The sequence below is a fragment of the Roseovarius nanhaiticus genome, from assembly GCF_900156535.1.
GTDB lineage: Bacteria > Pseudomonadota > Alphaproteobacteria > Rhodobacterales > Rhodobacteraceae > Roseovarius > Roseovarius nanhaiticus.
In genome coordinates this window covers 1,911,942-1,933,726 of sequence record NZ_FTNV01000001.1, presented here as the reverse complement: position 1 = coordinate 1,933,726, position 21,785 = coordinate 1,911,942, and the positions used below count along the sequence as shown (strand labels likewise).

At 64.3% G+C, this 21,785-nt stretch carries 21 protein-coding genes and 1 tRNA gene; 16 read left to right on the top strand and 6 right to left on the bottom strand.

Going from position 1 to position 21,785, the window contains the following annotated elements:
• Window positions 1–140: 140 nt before the first annotated feature.
• Both BW975_RS18055 and BW975_RS09370 read left to right on the top strand, forming a co-directional pair.
• Window positions 141–290: a hypothetical protein gene (locus BW975_RS18055; RefSeq protein WP_170846526.1), complete on the top strand. Its 150-nt coding sequence runs from the start codon at window positions 141–143 to the stop codon at window positions 288–290.
• 39 nt (window positions 291–329) lie between these two features.
• Window positions 330–692, top strand: a complete 363-nt coding sequence (locus tag BW975_RS09370) for a TfoX/Sxy family DNA transformation protein (RefSeq protein WP_076532924.1) — start codon at window positions 330–332, stop codon at window positions 690–692.
• On the opposite strand, the gene ndk is transcribed toward BW975_RS09370, so the two are convergent.
• Window positions 689–1,111 carry a nucleoside-diphosphate kinase gene (ndk, locus tag BW975_RS09365; protein ID WP_076533598.1) on the bottom strand — a complete coding sequence of 141 codons (423 nt, stop codon included), beginning with the start codon at window positions 1,109–1,111 and terminating at the stop codon, window positions 689–691. The genes BW975_RS09370 and ndk overlap by 4 nt on opposite strands.
• Before the next feature lie 134 nt (window positions 1,112–1,245).
• Here ndk and BW975_RS09360 point away from each other — a divergent pair, with 134 nt between their 5' ends.
• The 5 genes from BW975_RS09360 (at window position 1,246) to BW975_RS09340 (ending at window position 5,516) form a co-directional block, all read left to right on the top strand.
• On the top strand, window positions 1,246–3,096 hold the full coding sequence (locus tag BW975_RS09360; protein ID WP_076532922.1) for an ABC-F family ATP-binding cassette domain-containing protein: 1,851 nt from the start codon (window positions 1,246–1,248) through the stop codon (window positions 3,094–3,096).
• A 25-nt stretch (window positions 3,097–3,121) separates the two neighbouring features.
• Window positions 3,122–3,739, top strand: a complete 618-nt coding sequence (locus BW975_RS09355; protein WP_170846527.1) for a MarC family protein — start codon at window positions 3,122–3,124, stop codon at window positions 3,737–3,739.
• A gap of 37 nt (window positions 3,740–3,776) precedes the next feature.
• Window positions 3,777–4,361 (top strand): retropepsin-like aspartic protease family protein, encoded by a 585-nt coding sequence (locus tag BW975_RS09350; RefSeq protein WP_076532920.1) that lies wholly within the window; start codon window positions 3,777–3,779, stop codon window positions 4,359–4,361.
• A gap of 106 nt (window positions 4,362–4,467) precedes the next feature.
• Window positions 4,468–4,908: a DsrE family protein gene (locus BW975_RS09345; RefSeq protein WP_076532919.1), complete on the top strand. Its 441-nt coding sequence runs from the start codon at window positions 4,468–4,470 to the stop codon at window positions 4,906–4,908.
• Window positions 4,909–4,928: 20 nt separating this feature from the next.
• Entirely contained in the window at window positions 4,929–5,516 is a 588-nt protein-coding gene (locus tag BW975_RS09340) for a rhodanese-like domain-containing protein (RefSeq protein WP_083687030.1), read from the top strand.
• Window positions 5,517–5,553: 37 nt separating this feature from the next.
• Here BW975_RS09340 and BW975_RS09335 read toward each other — a convergent pair whose 3' ends face one another.
• Window positions 5,554–6,030 (bottom strand): DNA polymerase III subunit chi, encoded by a 477-nt coding sequence (locus tag BW975_RS09335; RefSeq protein WP_076532917.1) that lies wholly within the window; start codon window positions 6,028–6,030, stop codon window positions 5,554–5,556.
• 5 nt (window positions 6,031–6,035) lie between these two features.
• Complete coding sequence (locus BW975_RS09330; protein ID WP_076532916.1) at window positions 6,036–7,511, bottom strand: leucyl aminopeptidase; 1,476 nt, start codon at window positions 7,509–7,511, stop codon at window positions 6,036–6,038.
• A gap of 216 nt (window positions 7,512–7,727) precedes the next feature.
• On the opposite strand from BW975_RS09330, the gene lptF reads away from it, so the two are divergent.
• From lptF to BW975_RS09295, 7 genes are read left to right on the top strand one after another with little or no spacing between them, the layout of a single operon-like run.
• The gene (gene lptF / locus BW975_RS09325; protein WP_076532914.1) at window positions 7,728–8,852 is read left to right on the top strand and encodes an LPS export ABC transporter permease LptF; all 1,125 of its coding nucleotides are present in this window, start codon (window positions 7,728–7,730) and stop codon (window positions 8,850–8,852) included.
• Window positions 8,849–9,940: an LPS export ABC transporter permease LptG gene (gene lptG, locus BW975_RS09320; protein WP_076532913.1), complete on the top strand. Its 1,092-nt coding sequence runs from the start codon at window positions 8,849–8,851 to the stop codon at window positions 9,938–9,940. The genes lptF and lptG overlap by 4 nt, the downstream gene beginning before the upstream one ends.
• Complete coding sequence (locus BW975_RS09315; protein WP_076532911.1) at window positions 9,937–12,165, top strand: LPS-assembly protein LptD; 2,229 nt, start codon at window positions 9,937–9,939, stop codon at window positions 12,163–12,165. The genes lptG and BW975_RS09315 overlap by 4 nt, the downstream gene beginning before the upstream one ends.
• Window positions 12,162–13,460: a peptidylprolyl isomerase gene (locus tag BW975_RS09310; protein WP_076532909.1), complete on the top strand. Its 1,299-nt coding sequence runs from the start codon at window positions 12,162–12,164 to the stop codon at window positions 13,458–13,460. The genes BW975_RS09315 and BW975_RS09310 overlap by 4 nt, the downstream gene beginning before the upstream one ends.
• A complete protein-coding gene (gene pdxA / locus BW975_RS09305; protein WP_076532908.1) occupies window positions 13,460–14,437 on the top strand; it encodes a 4-hydroxythreonine-4-phosphate dehydrogenase PdxA in 978 nt (325 codons plus the stop codon). The genes BW975_RS09310 and pdxA overlap by 1 nt, the downstream gene beginning before the upstream one ends.
• Window positions 14,434–15,267, top strand: coding sequence for a 16S rRNA (adenine(1518)-N(6)/adenine(1519)-N(6))-dimethyltransferase RsmA (rsmA, locus tag BW975_RS09300; protein ID WP_076532906.1), 834 nt, complete (start codon window positions 14,434–14,436; stop codon window positions 15,265–15,267). The genes pdxA and rsmA overlap by 4 nt, the downstream gene beginning before the upstream one ends.
• Complete coding sequence (locus BW975_RS09295) at window positions 15,264–15,851, top strand: nucleotidyltransferase family protein (RefSeq protein WP_076532905.1); 588 nt, start codon at window positions 15,264–15,266, stop codon at window positions 15,849–15,851. The genes rsmA and BW975_RS09295 overlap by 4 nt, the downstream gene beginning before the upstream one ends.
• Window positions 15,852–15,986: 135 nt before the next feature.
• Here BW975_RS09295 and BW975_RS17805 read toward each other — a convergent pair whose 3' ends face one another.
• Window positions 15,987–19,142, bottom strand: a complete 3,156-nt coding sequence (locus BW975_RS17805; RefSeq protein WP_083687028.1) for a Hint domain-containing protein — start codon at window positions 19,140–19,142, stop codon at window positions 15,987–15,989.
• An 810-nt stretch (window positions 19,143–19,952) separates the two neighbouring features.
• Window positions 19,953–20,036: transfer RNA gene (locus tag BW975_RS09280), tRNA-Leu, on the bottom strand.
• Window positions 20,037–20,259: 223 nt separating this feature from the next.
• On the opposite strand from BW975_RS09280, the gene BW975_RS09275 reads away from it, so the two are divergent.
• Together BW975_RS09275 and BW975_RS09270 are read left to right on the top strand one after the other, a co-directional pair.
• On the top strand, window positions 20,260–20,838 hold the full coding sequence (locus BW975_RS09275; protein ID WP_076532903.1) for a YqaA family protein: 579 nt from the start codon (window positions 20,260–20,262) through the stop codon (window positions 20,836–20,838).
• Window positions 20,839–20,841: 3 nt separating this feature from the next.
• On the top strand, window positions 20,842–21,309 hold the full coding sequence (locus BW975_RS09270; protein ID WP_076532901.1) for a disulfide bond formation protein B: 468 nt from the start codon (window positions 20,842–20,844) through the stop codon (window positions 21,307–21,309).
• Here BW975_RS09270 and BW975_RS09265 read toward each other — a convergent pair.
• Window positions 21,306–21,734 carry an Lrp/AsnC family transcriptional regulator gene (locus tag BW975_RS09265; protein WP_076532899.1) on the bottom strand — a complete coding sequence of 143 codons (429 nt, stop codon included), beginning with the start codon at window positions 21,732–21,734 and terminating at the stop codon, window positions 21,306–21,308. The genes BW975_RS09270 and BW975_RS09265 overlap by 4 nt on opposite strands.
• Window positions 21,735–21,785: the final 51 nt, after the last annotated feature.

Below are 21,785 nucleotides of genomic sequence, written 5' to 3'. Positions count from 1 at the left end.
TTCAAAGCATATTGCCTTTGCCAAAATTTTGCCTCAATTGCACCGCATTCACGCCCCGGTTCGAGGCGAGCATGCTTTGCATCACCAGCTGCCAGCTGGATGCATTTCCGGCGCGTGACCCTATTCACAGGAGCACTCCGATGCCAAATTCCACCCCCGCCCCCAAGGCACCGACGTCCAAGCCGGGCGCGCCTGCCAAGCCGCAGATAAAGCGCGCCGCGCCGCGCAAGGTGGCGTCCAAACCGCAGATCATTTCGCGGCAGGTCTTCAGCGATTTCGCCAGCATCTAGGCGCTGGCAGGTCATCGGATCAGGCGATACTCTGCGCAGATGAGCGCCGCGCCTGATCCCGTCTCCTCCATCCGCAATCTCGGCCCCGCCGTCGAGGCCGCTTGCGCCCGCGCTGGCATCCATTCAGCGGATGCGCTGCGCGATCTGGGCCCTGATGCCGCCTACGCGATGCTCATCGCTTCGGGCACGCAGCCGCATTTCATCGGATACTATGCCATGGTCATGGGTCTTCAGGGCCGTCCTTGGAATGATTGCCACGGCGACGAGAAGGTCGCCCTGCGCAAACGCTTTGACCACATCAAGAATGCCGCCCAATCCCTTGATACCAAAGAAAAAGGCCGCACCCCGATGGATGCGGCCTTGGATGAGATCGGTGTGATCCCGAAGCGGTCCGGCGTTTAGCCGACCAGCTCGAGACCCGAGAAGAAATACGCGATTTCCTCTTTCGCAGTCTCGGGCGCATCCGAGCCGTGGACAGAGTTTTCGCCGACGCTCTCGGCGAATTCGGCGCGGATGGTGCCGGCCGCGGCATCGGCGGGGTTGGTCGCGCCCATCACTTCGCGGTTCTTGGCAATGGCGCCCTCACCTTCCAGCACCTGGACGACGACCGGCGCCGAAGCCATGAACTCGCACAGCTCGCCATAGAAGGGACGCTCGGCATGGACCTTGTAGAACTCGCCCGCCTGCGCCGGGGTCAGGTGAATGCGCTTCTGCGCGACGATGCGCAGGCCCGCATCCTCGAACTTGGCGTTGATCTTGCCGGTCAGATTACGCTCGGTCGCGTCGGGTTTGATGATGCTCAGCGTGCGTTCTTTAGCCATGTCAGCCTCTTCATATGTCATGCGGGCAAGGCCCAATGCCCCGCCCCGTTTGGATTGGCGCCCCGATAGCATGGGGGCTGGCGCATGAAAAGGCGCGATTGACGCGGGCGCGCGGACAAGGCATGGCGTGCCACATGCTGCGCATTGATGACATATCCTATTCCGTCGCGGGCCGCCCGCTGATCGAAAACGCTTCGGCGAGTATCCCGGATGGCCACAAGGTGGGCATCGTGGGCCGCAACGGCACGGGCAAGACCACGCTCTTTCGCATCATCCGGGGCGAGCTGGCGCTGGAGGGCGGGTCCATCACCCTGCCCCAGCGCGCACGCATCGGCGGTGTCAGCCAAGAGGTGCCGGGCAACGAGGTGTCGCTGATCGACACGGTTCTGGCTGCCGATACCGAGCGCGCGAACTTGCTGGCAGAAGCCGAAACGGCAACCGATCCCGCGCGTATCGCCGAAGTACAGACGCGCCTTAGCGATATTGACGCCTGGGGCGCCGAGGCGCGCGCCGCCTCGATCCTCAAGGGCCTCGGCTTTGACGACGATGCGCAGCGCCAGCCCTGCTCGGCCTTCTCTGGCGGATGGCGGATGCGTGTGGCGCTGGCCGCCGTCCTTTTTTCCCAGCCCGATCTCTTGCTACTGGACGAGCCGACGAACTATCTCGACCTCGAGGGCGCCCTCTGGCTGGAAACCTACCTCGCGCGCTATCCGCACACCGTGCTGATCGTCAGCCACGACCGCGGCCTTCTGAACCGCGCCGTCGGCTCGATCCTGCATCTCGAGGATAAAAAGCTGACGCTCTATAACGGCGCCTACGACACGTTTGCCGAAACGCGCGCCGCCCGTCTCGCTGCCGCCGAATCCGAAGCCAAGAAACAAGAGGCGCGCCGCGCGCATCTACAAAGCTTTGTCGACCGGTTCCGCGCCAAGGCGTCCAAAGCGGTGCAGGCGCAATCGCGCCTCAAGATGATCGCCAAGATGAAGCCGATCACGACCCCGCAAGAGGCCGCGCTGAAACGCTTCACCTTCCCCTCGCCCGAAGAGTTGTCGCCGCCCATCATCCATATGGAGGGCGGATCGGTCGGCTATGACGGCAAGGCGATCCTGCAGCGGCTCGACCTCAGGATCGACCAGGATGACCGCATCGCCCTTCTGGGCAAGAACGGCGAGGGAAAATCAACGCTCTCCAAGCTCTTGGCTGGCAAACTTGAAGCGATGGGCGGCAAGATGACCACCTCGTCCAAGCTGCGCGTCGGTTTCTTCGCCCAACACCAGGTCGAGGAGCTGCATGTCGACGAGACGCCCATCGATCATATCCGGCGCCTGCGCCCCGGCGAGACGCCGTCGCGCCTGCGCGCGCGCCTTGGCGGCTTCGGCATCGGCGCCGAGCAGGCCGAAACGCTGGTGGGCAAACTCTCGGGTGGGCAAAAGGCGCGGCTCAGCCTCATGCTGGCGACCATCGACGCGCCTCACATGCTGATCCTCGACGAGCCGACGAACCATCTCGACATCGAATCGCGCGAGGCGCTGGTCGAGGCGCTGACCGCCTATACGGGCGCCGTGATCCTCGTCAGCCACGACATGCACCTTCTCAGCCTCGTCGCCGACCGGTTATGGTTGGTCAAGGACGGGCGCGTTGCGAGCTATGATGGCGATCTGGAAAGCTATCGCGCCATGCTGCTGGCCGGTGACAAGCCCGCGCCCAAGGAAAAGGCCAAGGAGCAAAAGCCCAAGCGCCCTTCCAAGGACGCGATCACCGCGCTCAAGCAGGACGTGAGGAAATGCGAAGAACGCGTTGAAAAGCTGAGCACAATGGCCGACAAGCTGGCCAAGAAGCTGGCCGATCCGGCGATGTATGACGAGGACAACAAGGACGAAGCGACCGTCTGGCAAAAGAAGTATTCCGAGGTGATGGAAGCGCAGGAGCGCGCCGAATCCCTCTGGATGCGCGCCTTGGAAAAACTGGAGCGGGCGCAGGCCTGAGGCTGCCCCGAGGGAATTGGAGATTATGGAAAGCGCCGCGCTCATCACCACATTCGTCACGCTCTTCATCGTGCTCGATCCGTTCGCGCTGGCGCCCTTGTTCCTTGCGCTGACGCGCGGGATGGACAAGCAGATGCGCCGGTCCATCGCCATTCGGGCCTGCCTGATGGGCGCCGCGCTTCTGTGCGTCTTTGGCGCCTTCGGCGAGGCGGTGCTTGGCTTCATCGGCATCTCGATGCCCGCCTTCCGCATCGCGGGCGGCATCCTTTTGTTCCTGACCGCGCTCGACATGCTGTTCCAGCGCCGCACCGCGCGGCGCGAGGATACGGCCGAGCAGGACGACCATGACGATCCGTCGATCTTTCCGCTGGCGATTCCGCTGATCGCCGGGCCCGGCGCCATCGCCACGATCATTCTTCTGACGGGCGAACATCAGGGGGTTTCAGGCCTCATGTGGGTGCTGGGCACGATGCTGTTCGTGATGACGCTGGTCTTCATCTCGTTCCTCGGCGCGGGCATGTTGGAGCGGGCGCTTGGCAAGACGGGCATCGCCGTCGTCACCCGCGTTCTGGGCATGCTTCTGGCCGCGCTGGCGGTGCAATTCGTGCTGGACGGTCTGCGCGGTTTCGGCTTGGCCGGTTGATCTGGCATCGGCGGCGCCGGCACCCTATCTTGAGCGTATGAACACCGATTTCGACACCGCCCATCTTGTCTATCTCATCGTGCTTGGCTGCGCGGTGATGATGTGGTTTTTCGCCGCCAATCGTGACAGTCTGGGCAAGACGTTGCAGCAGGCGGCGGTCTGGGGCGCGATCTTCATCGGCGTTATTGCGGCGATCGGCCTTTGGGACGATGTGCGTGGCACGGTGGCGCCGCGCCAGTCGGTCAGCGCCGAGGCGGGCCGGATCGAGCTGCCCCGCGCGCCCGACGGTCACTATTACCTCGATGCCGAAGTCAACGGCGCGCCCATCCGCTTTGTCGTCGATACCGGCGCCAGCGACATCGTGCTGAGCCGCGAGGATGCGGCTGCGGCGGGCCTGCGCCCCGAAAACCTGAACTTCACCGGGCAGGCCAGCACCGCCAACGGCATCGTGCGCACCGCGCCGGTGCGGCTGGATACTATCTCCGTCGAGGGGCTGAGCGACCGGGGCGTGCGTGCTGTGGTCAACTCGGGCGAGCTGCGCGAGTCGCTGCTGGGCATGGGTTATCTCGAACGGTTCCGCAGCGTGCAGATCACCGGCGGCACGCTGATCCTCGAGCGCTAGGCGCCCTGCGGCGGCGCGCCGCAGGGGTGGTTGATCAAGATCAATACGGCACCGCGCCAGATGTCATATTCAGGGAAATGCATACGTTCTTTGAAGGAGACATCCCATGCGCCTGATCCCGACACTCGCCCTTTGCGCGACCGCCCTTACCGCCGCCCTGCCCGCCGTAGCGGACGATGCGCCCGGCAAGGTCGTGACGATCATCACCAGCGCCGATGCGCAAACGCAGCTGATGGGGATGGTCCTGACAATGCAATCCATGAAAACCGGCGCCAGCGGTCACATGCTGCTTTGCGGTCCGGGTGGCGATATCGCGCTGAAGGACGCACCCGAAAGCGCGACCGCCGCGCAGCCGCCCATGGGCATGAGCCCGCAAGGCCTGATGCAGAAGATCCGCGAGGCTGGCGCCACCGTCGAGGTTTGCGCGATCTACCTGCCCGGCAAGGGCGCCGAAGCGGATGTGCTGCTGGATGGCATCACCGTGGCCAAGCCGCCGGCGATGGCTGCTGCCCTGATGGACCCTGACGCACGCGTTCTGTCTTTTTAAGCGAGAAGGAGGATCCACCCATGTTCAAGCCATGGATCACCGCCGCCCTGGTGGCGGCCACGCTCGGCACCGGCGCTTTGGCCGCCGATGTGCCCGAAGACCCGGCCCAGCAGACGGACTGGGGGCTCTACCTGACCGCCCGCGAAGCCTATGAGATGAAAATGTCCAAGGGCGACGACGTTCTTTTTGTCGACGTGCGCGAGCCGATCGAGATCATGTTCACCGGCTTTACCGATGTGGTGGATGTGAACGTGCCTTTTCTGATGGTCGATCCCACCGCCTGGAACCCCGAGAAACCGGTCTTGCAGATGCGCAGGAACCCCGAGTTCGCCGCGAAGATCGCCGCCGAAATGGAGGCGCGCGGCATGGACAAGGATACGCCCGTGATGCTGATGTGCCGCTCGGGCGGCACGCGCGGCGCGCCTTCGGCGAATGCGCTGAAGGATCTGGGGCTGAGCGCCGTCTATGTCGTCGTCGACGGTTTTGAGGGTGGCACGGTCAAGGATGATCCGCGCGGGCCATGGCGGCTGAAGAACGGCTGGAAAAACAGCGAGCTGCCGTGGGGCTACGCGATGAACAAGGACAAGATCCCGCTCCGCGCGGAGTAAACACTGCAATCTATCCCGGTAACTCGGCCCGCCCGTCTCAGGACGCGGCGGGCTCTTTTTCGGCCTTTTTTTCCCAGCGGCCGGACGCCTCGGACCAGTATTGCGCGGCGCATCCCGCATCGGTCAGCGCCTTCCACTGAATGCGCGCATGGGCGACGGCGGCCTCGTCATTGCCATCGAAGAGGATGCAGACCCGGTCGAGCCGCTGCACCTCGTCGGGGGCCACCTCAGCGCCGCTCACGGCCATCAGGCAGGTGGCGCCATTGGGCATCTCGGCCAGCGTCGTCAGCAGAATCGGTTGATCCGCCTCATGCGGCTGGCCCGCGCGGCCATGGGGCAAAAAGGCATCGTCGCCCCCCGCGGACCACAGCGCGTCGTCCAGCGCATCCATCTGCGCGGGATCGGTCCCGCGCACGGCCACGCGCCAGCCCGCGCCGCGTGCCTTGTCCAGGAGCATGGGCAAGGTCGCCTCCAGCGGCGCGCGCGTCAGGTGATAGAAATAGGCGGCGCCCATGGGCGTTACTTGGCCTCGCCGGACATATCCTCGACGAGGCGGTTCAGCGCCATGACGCCCCAGCCGGTCGCGCCCTTGGGGGCGTAATCCGTGTCGGACTTGACCGAGGCGACGCCCGCGATATCCAGATGCATCCAGGGCGTGCCCTCTTGCACGAACCGCTGCAGGAACTGCGCCGCCGTGATCGAGCCTGCGGGGCGACCGCCGACATTCTTCATATCGGCGATCTGGCTTTTCAGCTGGTCGTCATAGGACTGGCCCATGGGCATGCGCCATGCGCCTTCACCCTCGGCGCCCGCCGCCTTCAGGAAGGCGCCCGCCAGCGCGTCGTCATTGCTGAAGACACCTGCATTGTCATGGCCGAGGCCGATAATGATCGCGCCCGTCAGGGTGGCCAGATCGACCATCGCACGCGGTTTGAAGGTCTCCTGCGCGTACCACATGACATCCGCCAAAACGAGGCGGCCTTCGGCGTCGGTATTGATGATCTCGACCGTGTCGCCCTTCATCGAGGTCACGACATCGCCGGGCCGCGTGGCGCGGTCCGATGGCATATTCTCGACAAGGCCCACGAGGCCGACGACATTCGCCTTGGCCTTGCGCAGCGCCAGAGTGCGCATCACGCCCGCGACAACGCCCGCGCCGCCCATGTCCATCGTCATGTCTTCCATTCCGGCAGCCGGTTTCAGGCTGATCCCGCCAGTGTCGAAGACAACGCCCTTGCCGACCAAGGCAAGCGGCGCGTCGCCTTTGGCGCCGCCGTTCCACTCCATGATTGCCACCTTTGACGGGCTGGCGCTGCCGAAACCGACGCTGAGCAGAAGGCCCATACCGAGGCTCTCCAGCTTGTCCTCCTCCAGCACCGTGATCTTGAGGCCGAGGCTCTCCATATCCTTGATGCGCTTGGCGAATTCGGTGGTTGTCAGGTGGTTGGCGGGCTCGCTCACCAGATCGCGAGTGAAGAAGACGCCCTCGGCCACGGCCCGCGCGGCCTCGACCTCGGCTTCGACCTCGTCGGGCTTCGACACCATCAGCGTTACCTCGCCGAAGGTTTTCTGCTCGCCCGTCTTGCGCGCGGTAAAGCTGTAGGCGCGCAGGATCAGCCCCAGCATCAGATCGACGGGGCGGCGCTGCTGCGCGGCCAGAACGGTCATGCCGCCTTTATCCAGCAGCTTGCCCAGGGCCGCGCCCGCCTTGCGCGCCTCGATCTCCTTCGCGTTCCGCTCGAGGCAGAGAATATCGACCGCCTCGGCCTTGAGGCCCGTAGGCCAGGCCAGCGTCTTGACCTCGCCGGATTTCATGCCCTCCAGCGCGCCGCCCTCGATCATCCGCGCAAGCGCGCCCTTCGTCAGCTTGTTGATGCGCCGCGCGCCATCGCCCAGCTTGCCATCGGAGCCGATCAAGACCGCGATGCGCCCCGTGGCGCTGGCCAGCGCGTCCAGATCGGTGGCAATGATGCGGGTAGATGCGGGTGCGGTCATGTATCGTCTCCTGATTGGGTCTTCGCGGGCGGCGCAGGCCGCCCCGAACGGGTTGCGCGGACTCTGCGCATTTTTGAACCAAGTGCAATGGCGCGCGCCGCCGCATGGACCGGATGCACGCCCGCGCTTTAGCAGTTTTACCGCGCGCCGGTTTCGGATAGCTTGCCACCAGATATGGTGCTGAGGGGGTGATACGTGGCCAGATTCGACAGATACATGCTGTCGCAATTCATGGTGCTGTTCGGCTTTTTCGCATTGGTTCTGGTGTCGATCTTCTGGATCAACAAGGCGGTGCGGATGTTCGACCGGCTCGTCAGTGACGGGCAGTCGTCTTGGGTCTTCGTCGAGTTCACCGCACTTACGCTCCCCGGCGTCATCGGCATTGTCTTGCCGATCGCGGCCTTCGCGGGCGCGGTTTACGTGACCAACCGCCTGAGTACCGAGAGCGAGTTGACCGTGATGCAGGCGACCGGCTATTCGCCTTGGCGCATGGCGCGGCCCGTCCTCTATTTCGGAATAATTGTCGCGCTGATGATGTCGCTCCTGTCGCATGTGCTGATCCCGCTCAGCCTGAAACAACTGGAGCAGCGCCGCGCCGAGGTGTCGGGCAACATCACCGCCAAGCTGCTGACCGAGGGTGAGTTTTTGCACCCTGCGGCGGGCGTCACCTTTTACATCCGCGAGATCACGCCCGAGGGCGAGTTGCGCAACGTGTTCCTGTCTGATCGCCGCCAGCCCGATGCGCCGACGACCTACACCTCGGCCCGCGCCTACCTGGTTCAGGAGGGTGGCGGCACCAAGCTGGTGATGCTGGACGGTCTGGCGCAGAATATCGAGCCGGAGGGCCAACGACTCTTTACCACGCATTTCGACGATTTCTCGTATGATATCAGCCGGCTTGTGTCACAAAGCGCGCTCAACCTCGACCGTATCGCCTTTGCAGGCACGCCCGACCTCATCCGCGATCCCGGCGCGGTGGCCGAGCGGACGGGCGTGACGCTCGGGGTGGCCGTCACGGCCCTTCATTCGCGGTTCGCGCAGGCGATCCTCTGTATCGTCGCGGCGCTGATCGGCTTTGCCACGCTCTTGCAGGGCGGCTTCAGCCGCTTTGGCGTCTGGCGCCAGATCTTGACGGCTTTCCTTTTACTGATCGGGGTCAAACTTGTCGAAAGCGCGGTGGCGGGGCCGGTTCTGACCGCGCCGATGATGTGGCCGCTGCTCTACCTGCCCGCCCTGATCGGCTTTGGCATCGGCTGGTTGCTGCTCTATTCGGCGGCGCATCCGGGGCTTTTGCGGCGCTTGCGCGGTGTGCGGCGCGCGCGCCCGGAGGCCGCAACGTGACCCTGCATTGGTATTTTGCACGCAAGTTCCTCTGGACCTATCTGGGCATCACGGCGGTCTTCGTCGTGATCCTCGGTTTGATCGACATGGTCGATGAGCTGCAGGATTTCCCCGAGCTGCCTGTGTGGGACGTGGCCGAGGTGGTGTTGCTGAACCTGCCCCATGCCAATTACGAAATCCTGCCGCTCGTCATCATCCTGGCCGCTGTCGCGGTGTTTGTGCGCCTCGCGCGCTCGTCCGAGATGGTGGTGGTGCGGGCCTCGGGCCTGTCGGGGTTCCGCGGCATGGGCGCGCCCGTGATGATGGCGGCTCTGATCGGCATCGTGTCGATCACGGTGTTCAACCCGCTCGTCGCCGCGTCGTCCAAACGCTATCACGACCTTGTCGCCGCCTATAGCGGCTTCGGCTCAAACATCCTTGCCCTTTCGTCCGAGGGGCTTTGGCTGCGCCAAGGCAGTGCCGATGGCCAGACCGTGATCCATGCCGCGTCGGCCAGCGCAGATGTGTCGGTTCTGAGCAATGCCACGTTCATCTCCTTCTCGCCCGAGGGCGAGCCGCTGCGCCGCATAACCGCAGAGCGTGCCGCGCTGGGCGTGGGCGAATGGCAGCTGACGGGTGTGAAGCTATGGACCCTCTCGAACGGGCTGAACCCGGAGGCAGAGGCGCAGACGATGGACAGTCTGTCAGTGCCTTCGGCCCTCACGCGCGAGGGCATCGTGGACAGTTTCGGCAAGCCTGAATACATCCCGATCTGGGACCTGCCCGGCTTTATCTCGCAGCTGGAGGATGCCGGGTTTTCCGCGCGGCGCTATGCGGTCTGGTACCAGATGGAGCTGGCGCGCCCGATCTTTCTGATGGCACTTGTGCTGATGGCCGCTGCCTTCACGATGCGCCATGTCCGCACCACGAATACCGGCATTTCCGTGTTGATCGCAATTATGCTGGGCTTTTCGCTTCATTACATCAGGAACTTCGCGCAAGTGCTTGGCGAGAACGGGCAAATCCCCGTAATCCTTGCCGCATGGGCGCCGCCCGTGGCCTCATTGATGCTGGCCCTCGGAATTGTTCTGCATATGGAGGACGGATGATCCGCGCCCGCCATCCCCTGCCATTCGTGGCTGTTGCCCTTGGCAGCGCGCTGGCCTTTGGCGCCCCTCTCGCTACGCCGCTGGCCGCGCAGGAACGCGGCGTCGCTACGGCATCCCGGACGGCGCAGGCCCCCGCCCTGCTGGTCGCCGATGATGTGACGATCACGGATGGCAGTGTTCTGACTGCGACCGGCAATGTCGAGGCGATGTACGAAGGGCAGCGCCTCAAGGCGCAAAGCATCACCTATGACCGGGACGCCGACACGCTGACCATCACCGGACCACTGATGCTGGACGATGGGCAATATACCACCGTCCTGGCCGATAGCGGCGAGCTGAGCCGCGATTTGCGCGACGGGATCCTGACCGGCGCGCGTGTCGTGATGGACGATCAGTTGCAACTGGCCGCCAATCAGATCAGTCGCAGTGAGGGACGGTATTCCCAGCTCTACAAGGCCGCGGTGACCTCCTGCCGGGTCTGCAAGGAAGGTGACGCGCCGCTGTGGCAGATCCGCGCGCGGCGCGTGATTCACGACGCCGAAACACGGCAGCTTTTCCTGGATGGGGCGCAATTCCACGTCGGCAACGTGCCCATCGCCTATTTTCCGCGCCTGCGCCTGCCCGATCCCACGGTCGAGCGGTTGACCGGCTTTCTGACTCCGACGCTCTACAACTCGACATTGCTCGGAACGGGCGTCAAGATACCCTACTTCATTCGGATCGGGGACGACAAAGACCTAACTTTGACGCCGTTTTTGACCGATGAAACGCGCACGCTAGAATTTCGCTATCGGCAAGAATTTCGCACCGGCGGAATTGAATTCGAGGGCGCATTCAGTGACGATGATGTCCGGCGCGGCGAACGTCGCGCGTATCTCAACGGCAGGGGTGTCTTTGCGCTCCCGCAGGATTACGTCCTACAATTCGACATCGAAGCGGTGTCAGACGACGCCTATTTGCTGGAATACGGCTATGACAGCAAAGATCGCCTGGATAGCGAGATCTCTGTCGAGCGGGTGCGCCGGGATGAGTGGCGCCGCGCCGCACTGACCTATTTTCACACTCTGCGATCTGGCGAAGACAGTTCCACCTTGCCTACGTCAGTGGCAAATCTGGACTACGAAAAACGCTTCTTTCCGGCCCGCATGGGCGGCGAGCTGCGCTTTGCCGCGCAAGCGCATGGTCATTACCGCACGTCCGACCTGCGCACGGATGGGCCCGATTTCGATCGCTTTGCCGATGGGCGCGATGTGGTGCGACTGACCGCCAGCGCAGACTGGCTGCGCAGCTGGACCGTGATGAACGGTCTGCGGACAACGTTCCAGACCGGAGTGGACGTCGATCACATCGGGGTTCAGGGCGCCGCCGTCAACACGCGCAGCGACTATACCGACGCGACACCCCGCGCGGCGCTGACGCTGCGCTATCCCATGGCGAAAACCACGGCCGGCGGTACGGTGCACCTGATCGAGCCGGTCGTTCAGCTGGGCTGGGTCGGTGGCAGCACACCCAATATCGCGGTCGACCAGGCCACGCGCAACGAGTTCGACGAAGGCAACCTGCTATCTCTGTCACGCTTTTCCGCCGCCGATCGGCGCGAGCGTGGGTTGAGTGCGGCCTATGGGCTGAACTGGACGCGCTTTGCCCCCGGCGGATTGCGCAGCACGCTGACACTGGGCCAGGTCGTGCGCGACAAGGCCCAGCTCGAAACGGACGGCAGTAACAGCTTTTCGCTCTCCTCGGGTTTGCAGGGTTCGACCTCGGACCTTCTGATCGCCGGTCAGATCAATACGCAAAACGGGCTGACCTTCACCGCGCGCAGCCTCTTCGACGAGGTATTCGACACCACCAAGGCCGAGGCCCGCGCCAGTTGGAGCAATGCGGCGCTGGATCTGGGCGCCACCTATATCTGGCTGCCCAGAGATCCGCAGGAGCTGCGCCCCGGCACCGTGTCGGAATGGGCGTTCGATGCCTCTTATCGACTGTCGCGCCACTGGACCGGCAGCGCCGAATGGCGCTATGACGTGGCCAGTGACGAGTCCGTCAATGCGGGCGTCGGCGTGACCTATACGAATGAATGCGTCGATGTTACGCTTTCGGCCTCGCGCCGCTTCACCTCTTCCACTATCCTCGAGCCGTCGACGGACATCTCATTGACCGTTGGCCTGCGTGGGTTTTCAGCCCGCGCCGAGGACAAAAGCTATGTTCGGGAATGCAAGAAATGACCTCACGCCCCTTGACCGCCCCTCGCGCCCTGCGCGCCGCTCTGCTTGGACTTGCGCTGTCCGTCGGTGCCGCTGGAATGGCTGCCCTGCCCGGTATCGCCGTCGCGCAGGGCCTGTTCGATCCGGTGGTCAAGGTGAATGGTGCGGCTATCACCCGCTATGAGCTGAACCAGCGGACCGAGCTGCTCAAGCTCTTGCGCGCACCGGCCGACCCCGCCCGTCTCGCCCGTGAGCAGTTGATCGAGGACCGTCTGAAATCGCAGGCCGCCGCAGCGCAAGGTATCACGGTGTCGGATGAACAGATTGCGGCGGGGATGGAAAATTTCGCGTCCCAAGGCAGTCTCAGCGCCGATCAAATGATCGCCCTGCTAGAGCGCGGCGGCGTCAGCCGCGAGACGTTTGAGGCGTTCGTGCGCTCCGGTCTCATCTGGCGCGAGCTCACACAGGCGCGGTTCGGTGCGCGCGTGTCGGTCAGCGAGGCCGATCTGGAACGCGCCCGCGCCGCCATCCAGGACGGCACCGGCGTGCGCGTCCTGCTGTCCGAGATCATCATCCCCTTCGAGGGACCGGGCGAAGAGCGCGCCATGGCCAAGGCCCGCGAGATATCCGAGCTGACTTCGACCGGTGCGTTCAGCGCGCAGGCGCGGCAGGTTTCGGCGACGCGGACACGCGAGGCGGGTGGCCGCCTGCCCTGGCAGCCGATCACGCAGCTGCCCCCGGTCCTGCGCCCGCTGGTTCTGGGCCTCGCGCCCGGTGAGGTGACCGATCCGCTGCCGCTCGACGGAGCGGTGGCGCTGTTCCAGCTGCGCGAGATCCAGGAAACGGAAGTGCCCGAGCCCAGCTATAGCGCCATCGAATACGCCGCCTATTACATCCCCGGCGGCCGCACCCCCGAAGCACTTGCGCGCGCAGCCCAGGTTGATGCTCAGACCGATACCTGTGACGATCTCTACGGCATTGCCAAGGACCAGCCCGAAAACGTGCTGGAACGTGGCACCAAGGCGCCTGGCGAGATCCCGAATGACATCGCCATTTCGCTCTCGCGGCTTGATCCGGGCGAGGTGTCCTATGATGTCACCCGCGCAAACGGTCAGACGCTGATTCTGTTGATGATGTGTGGTCGCAGCCTTTCCATCGACGGCGCGGGTCAGTCGGCCACGCCTTCGGCAGAGGGTGAGGAAGCGGGCGACAACACGGCGCAACTCAGCCAGCAGATCGCCGCACGCCGGATGGAATCCTTTGCCAACGGGTATCTTGAGCAGTTGCGCGCCGAGGCGCGGATCATCGAATACTGATGCAACGCCCTGCATCCCTGCCAATCGCCCTCACCTGCGGCGAGCCGTCGGGCGTCGGCCCGGAACTGGCGCAAAAGGCATGGCAGGCTTTGGGCGCGTCCCTGCCCTTTTTCTGGATCGGCGATCCGTCGCACCTGCCCGAAGGATGCCCCGTGCAGCTGATCGACCGGCCTGGCGAGGCGGATCCGGCGCAGGGTCTGCCGGTCCTTCCGCATTCCATGCCAGGCCAACTCACGCCCGGTACGCCGAACCCTGCCCACGCGCAGGGCGTCATCGACGCCATCGCGCGGGGTGTGGATCTGGTGCGCGACGGCGCGGCGCTGGCGCTTTGCACCGCGCCCATTCACAAAAAGGCGCTGCAGGACGGGGCCGGTTTTGGCCATCCAGGCCATACCGAATACCTCGCTGCACTCACCGGCACACCGCGCGTCGTGATGATGCTCGCCAGCGACCAGCTGCGCGTGGTGCCGGCGACCATCCACATTCCGCTGGCCGAAGTGCCCGCCGCGCTGACGCGCGAATTGCTGCTTGATACGATTCGCATCACCCATGCGGGCCTCGTCCGCGACTTCGGCATCACTGCGCCGCGCCTCGCCGTGGCGGGGCTCAATCCGCATGCAGGCGAAGGCGGCAAGATCGGGCTTGAGGAGCAGGACATGATCGCGCCGCTCATCGCCGAATTGCGGGCCGAAGGGATGGAGATCACCGGGCCAATGTCAGCCGATACGATGTTTCACGCCGCCGCGCGCACGCGCTATGACGCGGCGATCGCCATGTATCACGATCAGGCGCTGATTCCGATCAAGACGCTGGACTTTGACAGGGGCGTCAATGTCACGCTTGGCCTGCCCATCGTGCGCACGTCGCCCGATCACGGCACCGCATTGGACATTGCCGGACGCGGTATGGCCAACCCGACCTCGCTGATCGAAGCGCTGAAAATGGCGGGCCGCATGGGCGCCGCGCGGCAGGTATGAGCATCGATGCGCTCCCGCCGCTGCGGCAGGTGATCGCGGCCCATGATCTGAGCGCGCGCAAATCGCTGGGACAGAACTTCCTTCTGGATCTGAACCTTACGGCCAAGATCGCGCGGCAGGCGGGTGATCTGACCGAATGCGACGTGCTCGAGATCGGCCCCGGCCCCGGCGGGCTGACGCGTGGCCTGTTATCCGAAGGGGCGCGCCGGGTGCTGGCGATCGAGAAGGATGCCCGCTGCCAGCCTGCCCTGAACGAGATCGCCGAAGCCTATCCTAACCGACTAACGGTTGTGATTGGCGACGCGCTGAAGGTCGATCCCTTGCAGCATCTGACGCCGCCGATCCGGGTTGCCGCCAACCTGCCCTATAATGTCGGGACCGAACTCTTGGTGCGCTGGCTGACCCCGGATACCTGGCCACCTTTCTGGCAATCGCTGACCCTGATGTTCCAGCGCGAGGTGGCCGAGCGGATCGTGGCGACGCCCGGCTCCAAAGCGTATGGTCGCCTTGCCCTTCTGGCTCAGTGGCGGGCCGAGCCGCGCATCGTGATGCATCTGCCCCCCGAGGCATTCAGCCCGCCGCCCAAGGTGTCCTCCGCCGTGGTGCATCTGACCGCACTGCCGCAGCCGCGCTATCCCGCGCAGCCGAAGCTGCTGGAACGGGTCGTCGCCATGGCGTTTAACCAAAGGCGCAAGATGCTGCGCGCCGCACTCAAGGGGCTGGCGCCCGATATTGAGGACCGGCTGATCGCCTCCGGCATTCAGCCCACCGACCGGGCCGAGACCATAGGGCTGGAGCAGTTCTGCGCCCTCGCCCGCACCCTGGAATGAACGTCGCCATCCTGCTTCCGGCCGCCGGAGCCTCCAAGCGGATGCGCGGCGCCGACAAGCTGTTGGAGGATGTGGACGGCGCGCCACTCCTTCTACGCCAGACGCGCCGCGCGCTGGCCACGGGGGCTCATGTGCTGGTGACAACACCAGCGGGCCGCCCCGCACGCAGCGCGGCGCTGGCTGGCACTGGCGCGCATCTGGTCCCGGTGAAAGATCCGTCCGAAGGGATCGCCGCTTCGCTACGCGCCGGCATCGGCGCACTGCCCGAGGGCTCGACCGCGCTGATCATCCTGCTCCCGGATCTGCCGGATATCGAAACCGAAGATCTGCACAAGATGATGCAGGCGCATGCCAGCGCGCCGAGTCGCATCCTGCGCGCCACAGCACCGGATGGCACCCCCGGACATCCCACACTTTTCCCGGCGCGATTTTTCAAAGAGCTGAGCAGTTTGACCGGAGATAGCGGCGCCGCCGATCTCATCCGCAACGTGGGGTTTGTCCCCGTACCGCTGGACGGCAGCCGCGCGATCACCGATCTGGACACGCCCGAGGCGTGGGCAGCCTGGCGCGCCCGGCAACGCTGAGCCATCACTCAGCCTGAAACAAAACACCCCCGGCCTTTCGACCGGGGGTGTCCGTATTCTGGAACCAAGATGGCCCCCGCAAACCGGATTCCAGGGGCCGGGCCACGGTGTGTGGCCCGGTCCTGCTGCAAAGGCTTATTTGGTCAACAGGCGCGCTTCGTGCTTCTTGAGCGAGCGGCGCGCAGCCTGGTAGGCGTTGATGCCTTCCATTTCGCGCAGCTCGGGGAAGAGCGCGTAGATCTCGTCGCGCTGCTCGGCGCCCATGTCACCCAACGTCTGCTCGCCCGGCTGGAAGCTCTCGGTCCAGCTTCCGTTCGACAGGACGACCTCGTGCTGGTCGAACATGAAGTGGATGTAGCTGATCGCGCTGGTGTCGACCGCATCGACGCCCTCGAGGTCGGTCAGATGCTTGGCCGAAGCCAGCACTTCGCGATCCTCAAAGTAAAGCGCCGACTTGTCATTGTTGATCAGCACACGGTGGTTCGGGCTGACCAGCAGGTCACGCTCGGGCAGGCCGCGGCCCAGGCTTCCGGCACGGATCAGCACGGGCTTCAACTGCGGCGCTTGCAACAGCTCGGCTCCGGCCAGATCGCGGCGTCCTAGCCAGCGGATTTCCTGCAGGCCGTTGTCCCGCGTGATGATCCGGTCGCCGACCTGCAGCTCTTCCACCAGACGCTCGCCCTTGGGCGTGGCAATCACCGTGCCAGGTGTAAAGCAGGGGATGATTTGCTCGATTTCCTGGAAGGTCATCGAGCCGGTCACGGCACCGCCGGGCGCGTCGAGGAAGTTGATCGTGCCGCTGGTCGAGTTGCCATCGGGATCGACGGTCTGGCCGACGATCTCGAAAGGACCAACGCCGGTCAGATCGAGCGTATCAAAATCGTCCCCGCCCGAGCCGCCATCGGCATTGTCGCCATTGCCATCGGCGGCCGAGCCGATGATGAACGTATCGCGGCCCGTGTTGCCAGACATGTCATCGGCACCGGCGCCGCCGATGATGACATCGTCGTCAGCGCGGCCCTCGATCGTGTCGTCGCCATCACCGCCAAGGATGGTGTCGTTACCGTTTCCGCCTTGGATGTCGTCGTTGCCATCACCGCCCAGCAGGCTGTCGTCGCCATCCTGTCCGCGGATTTCGTCATCGTCGATACCGCCGTCGATGGTGTCGTTACCACTCCCGCCGAGGATGGTGTCGTTGTCATCCTCGCCAAAGATCAGGTCGTCGCCGGCGCCGCCGTTGATGAAGTCATCCCCATTATCCAGCTCGGGATCGGTCGCGTCGAGAATGTTGACCGAGTCGTTATTGACCCCGCCGTAGATCGTGTCGTTGCCGGAGCCCCCCAGGATGGTGTCGCTGCCTTCGCCGCCCAAGATGAAGTCGTCGCCGGCGCCACCGTCGATCTCATCATCGTCAAGGCCGCCGTCGATCACGTCATTGCCAGCGCCGCCGGTGATGGTGTCGGCATCGTCACCCGTAAATATGGTGTCGTTGCCGGCGCCGCCGGCCACGAGGTCGCGATCATTGTCGGGATTAGGGTCCGCAGGCACGGTGGTGCCAAAGCCATCATCGGGCAGCGGAAAGTTTGCATCGCTGGGCATTCCGACCGGCGCGCTGGTGTCGATGAAATCATCGCCACCGCCGCCCAGGGCCGTATCCTGCCCGTCGCCGCCCAGGATCGAGTCGTTGCCCGGCCCGCCGATCAGCGAGTCGTCGCCCTCGCCGCCGACAAGAGTATTGTTGCCCGCGTCACCGCGCAGCGTGTCATCGCCTGCACCGCCGTCGATGCTGTCATCTCCGGCATCGCCGCGCAGGCTGTCATCGCCGTCGCCGCCGTCGATCGTGTCGTTGCCGTCACGGCCGCGCACGGTGTCATTGCCATCGCCGGCTTCGATGATGTCGTCGTTCGAGCCGACATTGCCGAGGATCGCGTCATTGGCATCCACGCGGTCGCCATCGGGATCGCCGGTATAAGGCAGATCAATCACATCATCGCCAGCGGTGCCCGAAACGATGCCATCGGGCGCGGGCGGCGGCGGAGCCGGGGGCAGGATCAAGGTCTCGATCTCGGTGAAGGTCATCGAGCCGGTGACCGCGCCCGTATCATCGAGGAATTCCACAGTGCCGCTGGTCGAGTTGCCATCGGGGTCGGTGACCTCATCGACCACGCGCAGCGGACCGCTATCCGACAGATCGAGCGTGTCGTTGTCATCGCCACCCGCGCCGCCATCGACCATGTCGCCATCGGTGCCGCCGACAATCAGGTCGGCGTCGTCGCCGCCGGAGATGACATCTGCACCCTCGCCGCCGGTCAGGACGTCTTCGCCGCCTTCGCCCAGCAGGCTGTCATCGCCCTCGCCGCCGACCAGCGTATCATCGCCGGACGCAACCTCGGGGAACGTGTCATAGTACACGTCGGTGATCGAGATCCCCGATGTTCTGGGGCCGTCCTGGCTGTGCACGACCTCAAGACGCGACACGGGGCCGGGAATGTCGACCAGAACAGAGTAAGCCGGATCGTCATCGCCTCCGTAGGGGCCATTCGCGTCGGCGGCATCCGCGCCGGGCACGCCGTCGGTATCCAGAAGTGTCAGGCCGGACCCGCCGGTCAGGTTCACGACAACTGCATTGCCCTCTGCATCGAACGCACGCACCTGAACGACACCGTCGCCGTCCACATCATTGATCCGGAAAGAAATATTCTCGACGGGGTTCGAGAAATCAAAGTCATATGTGGACGATGCACCCTTGGTCAGCACATTGTCGAGCTGGCTGTTCGGGTTGGCATCCGGCGCGCCGGATGTGTCGATGCCGGTGACAAGAATGAAGTTCTCGTTGTAAATCGACGGCCCGCCCGAGCCAGCGTTGAACGTCACAGTGGTGTTGCCGGTGTCGAGCGAGAAGTTGCTCAGCTCGTCGCCGGGATCGACCCCGGGCGCGCCGTTATCGGGCGTATCGGGATCAGGTGCCTCGCTCCACCGGAACACCTCGCGGGATGCGATATTGTCGGACGTGTCGCGGTCACCGGCCAACAGGTCATTGCCGGCGCCGCCCTCAAGCGAATCGTCGCCCGCGCCGCCAAAGATCTCATCGTCGCCCGCGCCGCCCGACACAATGTCGTCACCGTCGCCCGCGTTGACGATATCGTCATCTCCGGTCTCGCCTGGCAGGCTCGCATCACCCGCATCAATCCGATCACCCTGAGGATCGGTCACATAGCCTGCGTCGATCGTATCGTCACCTGTCGTTCCGTCTACGACGCCAGCGCCACTGTCTGTTCTATCGATACTCATCACTCAACTCCTAATATACGACCGTTACCGTCGCACCGCAGATCGCGGTCCTTACCAATGCCACCGACGCTGACGCGGTCGGGTAAGCGGCCTTCACGAGACCTGCAGACAAGCGGAGGGGTAAGTAGGACGCAGACACGCCTTTTCCGTCGCCGGACCCGCCGACGATAACGCGTGCAATTCATATCGCTTGGCAGCGACATGGCGTTCACACGTCCCCCACATCCGATCGGATGCACGTTCCGTGTGGCCGCCCCCTAGACCACAGACTTTGCCCCCCAGTTGGGCAGGTTTGTTTTAGGTCAACGTCCGCGGCCAACAAAGGAAAATTTGAGGCAATTGTGTTTCGAATGGGGCCGTAAGAGGCCCAACTTCCGCTCATTGCGTCGAAATATAGACGCGATTTTTAACATTGTTTCCGACGCAAAACGGCCAGTCTGCTGTGGTGTTTCGCCAATGAAACAAGGTTTTCTGCATCCAGCAGAGCGTGTTGTGACCGGGCATCTCAGCATGCGCATTGTGTCCAGAATTGCGCTCAAGCCGCCCCACATCCCGCGTTAACTAAGGCAGAATAATGGCGAAGGCTCTGTCGCTCAATTGGGGCCAATCCCGCCGCCAACGAGCTTTTGACGCGTATGACGAAACCCAGGCGTCCGAATCGCGGGCGCTACCTTAGGAATTGCGAAACGAGGGTTGTGGGTTGAGACTGCCGCCGCCAATGGGTGTGAACAGGCCGGCAATCTGCGGCAACGCCGCAAGGAGAATTGCACCGACTGCAAATCGCGGTCCAGCTAAGGAGAGATGTGCGCTTGGTACCCAAGGCCGGACTCGAACCGGCACGCCTTGCGGCGGGGGATTTTGAATCCCCTGCGTCTACCATTCCGCCACTTGGGCGCACGGCAGGACGTTTAGCGAAGGCCCGCGCGCGCGTCCAGCCCCAGCGGGGCACCGACGTCCTTTTTGTTGGCCGCGCGGGCGCGACACGCCAGAGCATAAAACCCAAAGGCGCTCCGGGCCCCATCCGCTCTTGACCCCGCCTGCCCCGCCGTGGTCTGAGCCGGGGCAGCCCGCGATCACGCTGGCGGCCCACATCAATTCCCCGCCGGAGCGCCTCCGCATGATCAGACGTCTGTACGACCGCACCATTGCGATGGCGGATCATCCGAATGCCTTGTGGGTGCTGGCGTTGGTCGCCTTTGTCGAAAGCTCGGTCTTTCCCATTCCGCCAGATGTTCTGATGATTCCGATGATCCTGGCCCGGCCCAGCCGGGCCTGGCTGATTGCCGGTATTGCGATGATCGCCTCGGTAGTTGGCGGCATGGCCGGATATGCCATCGGCGCGCTTGCGTTCGAGCAGGTGGGCCAGCCCATTCTGCAGGCACTGGGCAAGGCGGACGCGATGGGCGAGTTCAGCACGCGCTTCAACGATATGGGCTTCTGGGCGGTTCTGATGGCGGGCATCACGCCCTTCCCCTACAAGGTCATCACCATCATGTCGGGCTGGACTGGCATGCCCTTGGCCACCTTCATCGCCACCTCAATCCTTGCGCGGGGTCTGCGCTTCTTTATCGTTGCGGGGCTGCTCTGGAAGTTCGGCCCGCCCATCCGCGATTTCGTCGAGCGTCGGCTGGGCCTCATGTTCGTTCTCTTCTTCGGCTGCCTCGTCGGTGGTTTTTTCCTGGTCAAGGTGCTCTGATCCATGTCGCGCAATGCCTATATCGCCCTCGCCTCGATCGGCTCGGTCCTCCTCTTGGCCGGGGCCTATGCGTTTCAGCATCTTGGGGGTCTGGCGCCCTGCTCGCTCTGCCTCTGGCAGCGTTGGCCGCACGTCGCGGCGGCCTTCATCGGCCTATTTGCCCTGGCACTCGGGCGGTGGAGCCACGGGCGCTTCATGCCCTGGCTCGGCATGCTGGCGGCGCTGACCTCGGCCGGGATCGCGGCCTATCATACCGGGGTCGAGCGGGACTGGTGGGAAGGCCCAACCGCCTGTTCAGGTGGCGGCATCGGCGCGGGATCGGGCGCGGACCTGCTCAGCCTCGAAGGTCCCTTGGGCGTCGTGATGTGCGACGAGGTGGCGTGGCAGATGCTCGGGCTGTCGATGGCCAGTTGGAACATGCTTGCCTCGCTGGCGCTGGCCGGTTTCTGGGCGATGGCCGCGCGCCGCTAACCCGCCGATTTGCGTGTGCTGAGCAGCAGGCTCGTTTCGCTGCTGACCACGCCGTCAAGGCGCCGGATCTGCGTCAGCACGCGGTCGAATTCTTCCAGCGTGGGCGCGCCGATTTCCACGATGATATCCCATTGGCCATTGGTGCTGTGCGCCCCGCGCACCGCGCTGAGGCCGCTCAGCTGGCGAAAGATCCGTTCGGTCCCGCGCCCCTCGATGCCCAGCATCATCAATCCGCGTACTGGATCGCGCGCCGCATCCGCCTTGAGCACGACCGAAAATCCCACGATCTCGCCAGAGCGTTGAAGTTTTTCGATCCGGCTGCGCACGGTTGTGCGCGAGACCCCAAGGCTGGCCGCCAGATCCGACAGCGACGCACGCGCATCGTGTCTGAGGGCAGAGATAAGCGCGCGGTCCGTTTCGTCCATATCGTCGCTCTTTGCTTCCGTTTTGCTCAATCTTGTTCCCTTATGTGCAAA

Coding starts and splice junctions, on each gene's coding strand:
- BW975_RS09295 (WP_076532905.1), top strand. CDS start 15,264: ATGAACGTCGCCATCCTGCTTCCGGCCGCCGGAGCCTCCAAGCGGATG.
- BW975_RS09310 (WP_076532909.1), top strand. CDS start 12,162: ATGACCTCACGCCCCTTGACCGCCCCTCGCGCCCTGCGCGCCGCTCTG.
- BW975_RS09345 (WP_076532919.1), top strand. CDS start 4,468: ATGCGCCTGATCCCGACACTCGCCCTTTGCGCGACCGCCCTTACCGCC.
- BW975_RS09330 (WP_076532916.1), bottom strand. CDS start 7,511: ATGACCGCACCCGCATCTACCCGCATCATTGCCACCGATCTGGACGCG.
- BW975_RS09360 (WP_076532922.1), top strand. CDS start 1,246: ATGCTGCGCATTGATGACATATCCTATTCCGTCGCGGGCCGCCCGCTG.
- BW975_RS09350 (WP_076532920.1), top strand. CDS start 3,777: ATGAACACCGATTTCGACACCGCCCATCTTGTCTATCTCATCGTGCTT.
- lptF (WP_076532914.1), top strand. CDS start 7,728: ATGCTGTCGCAATTCATGGTGCTGTTCGGCTTTTTCGCATTGGTTCTG.
- BW975_RS09315 (WP_076532911.1), top strand. CDS start 9,937: ATGATCCGCGCCCGCCATCCCCTGCCATTCGTGGCTGTTGCCCTTGGC.
- BW975_RS09265 (WP_076532899.1), bottom strand. CDS start 21,734: ATGGACGAAACGGACCGCGCGCTTATCTCTGCCCTCAGACACGATGCG.
- BW975_RS09355 (WP_170846527.1), top strand. CDS start 3,122: ATGGAAAGCGCCGCGCTCATCACCACATTCGTCACGCTCTTCATCGTG.
- BW975_RS18055 (WP_170846526.1), top strand. CDS start 141: ATGCCAAATTCCACCCCCGCCCCCAAGGCACCGACGTCCAAGCCGGGC.
- BW975_RS09370 (WP_076532924.1), top strand. CDS start 330: ATGAGCGCCGCGCCTGATCCCGTCTCCTCCATCCGCAATCTCGGCCCC.
- BW975_RS09340 (WP_083687030.1), top strand. CDS start 4,929: ATGTTCAAGCCATGGATCACCGCCGCCCTGGTGGCGGCCACGCTCGGC.
- BW975_RS17805 (WP_083687028.1), bottom strand. CDS start 19,142: ATGAGTATCGATAGAACAGACAGTGGCGCTGGCGTCGTAGACGGAACG.
- pdxA (WP_076532908.1), top strand. CDS start 13,460: ATGCAACGCCCTGCATCCCTGCCAATCGCCCTCACCTGCGGCGAGCCG.
- BW975_RS09275 (WP_076532903.1), top strand. CDS start 20,260: ATGATCAGACGTCTGTACGACCGCACCATTGCGATGGCGGATCATCCG.
- ndk (WP_076533598.1), bottom strand. CDS start 1,111: ATGGCTAAAGAACGCACGCTGAGCATCATCAAACCCGACGCGACCGAG.
- BW975_RS09270 (WP_076532901.1), top strand. CDS start 20,842: ATGTCGCGCAATGCCTATATCGCCCTCGCCTCGATCGGCTCGGTCCTC.
- rsmA (WP_076532906.1), top strand. CDS start 14,434: ATGAGCATCGATGCGCTCCCGCCGCTGCGGCAGGTGATCGCGGCCCAT.
- BW975_RS09335 (WP_076532917.1), bottom strand. CDS start 6,030: ATGGGCGCCGCCTATTTCTATCACCTGACGCGCGCGCCGCTGGAGGCG.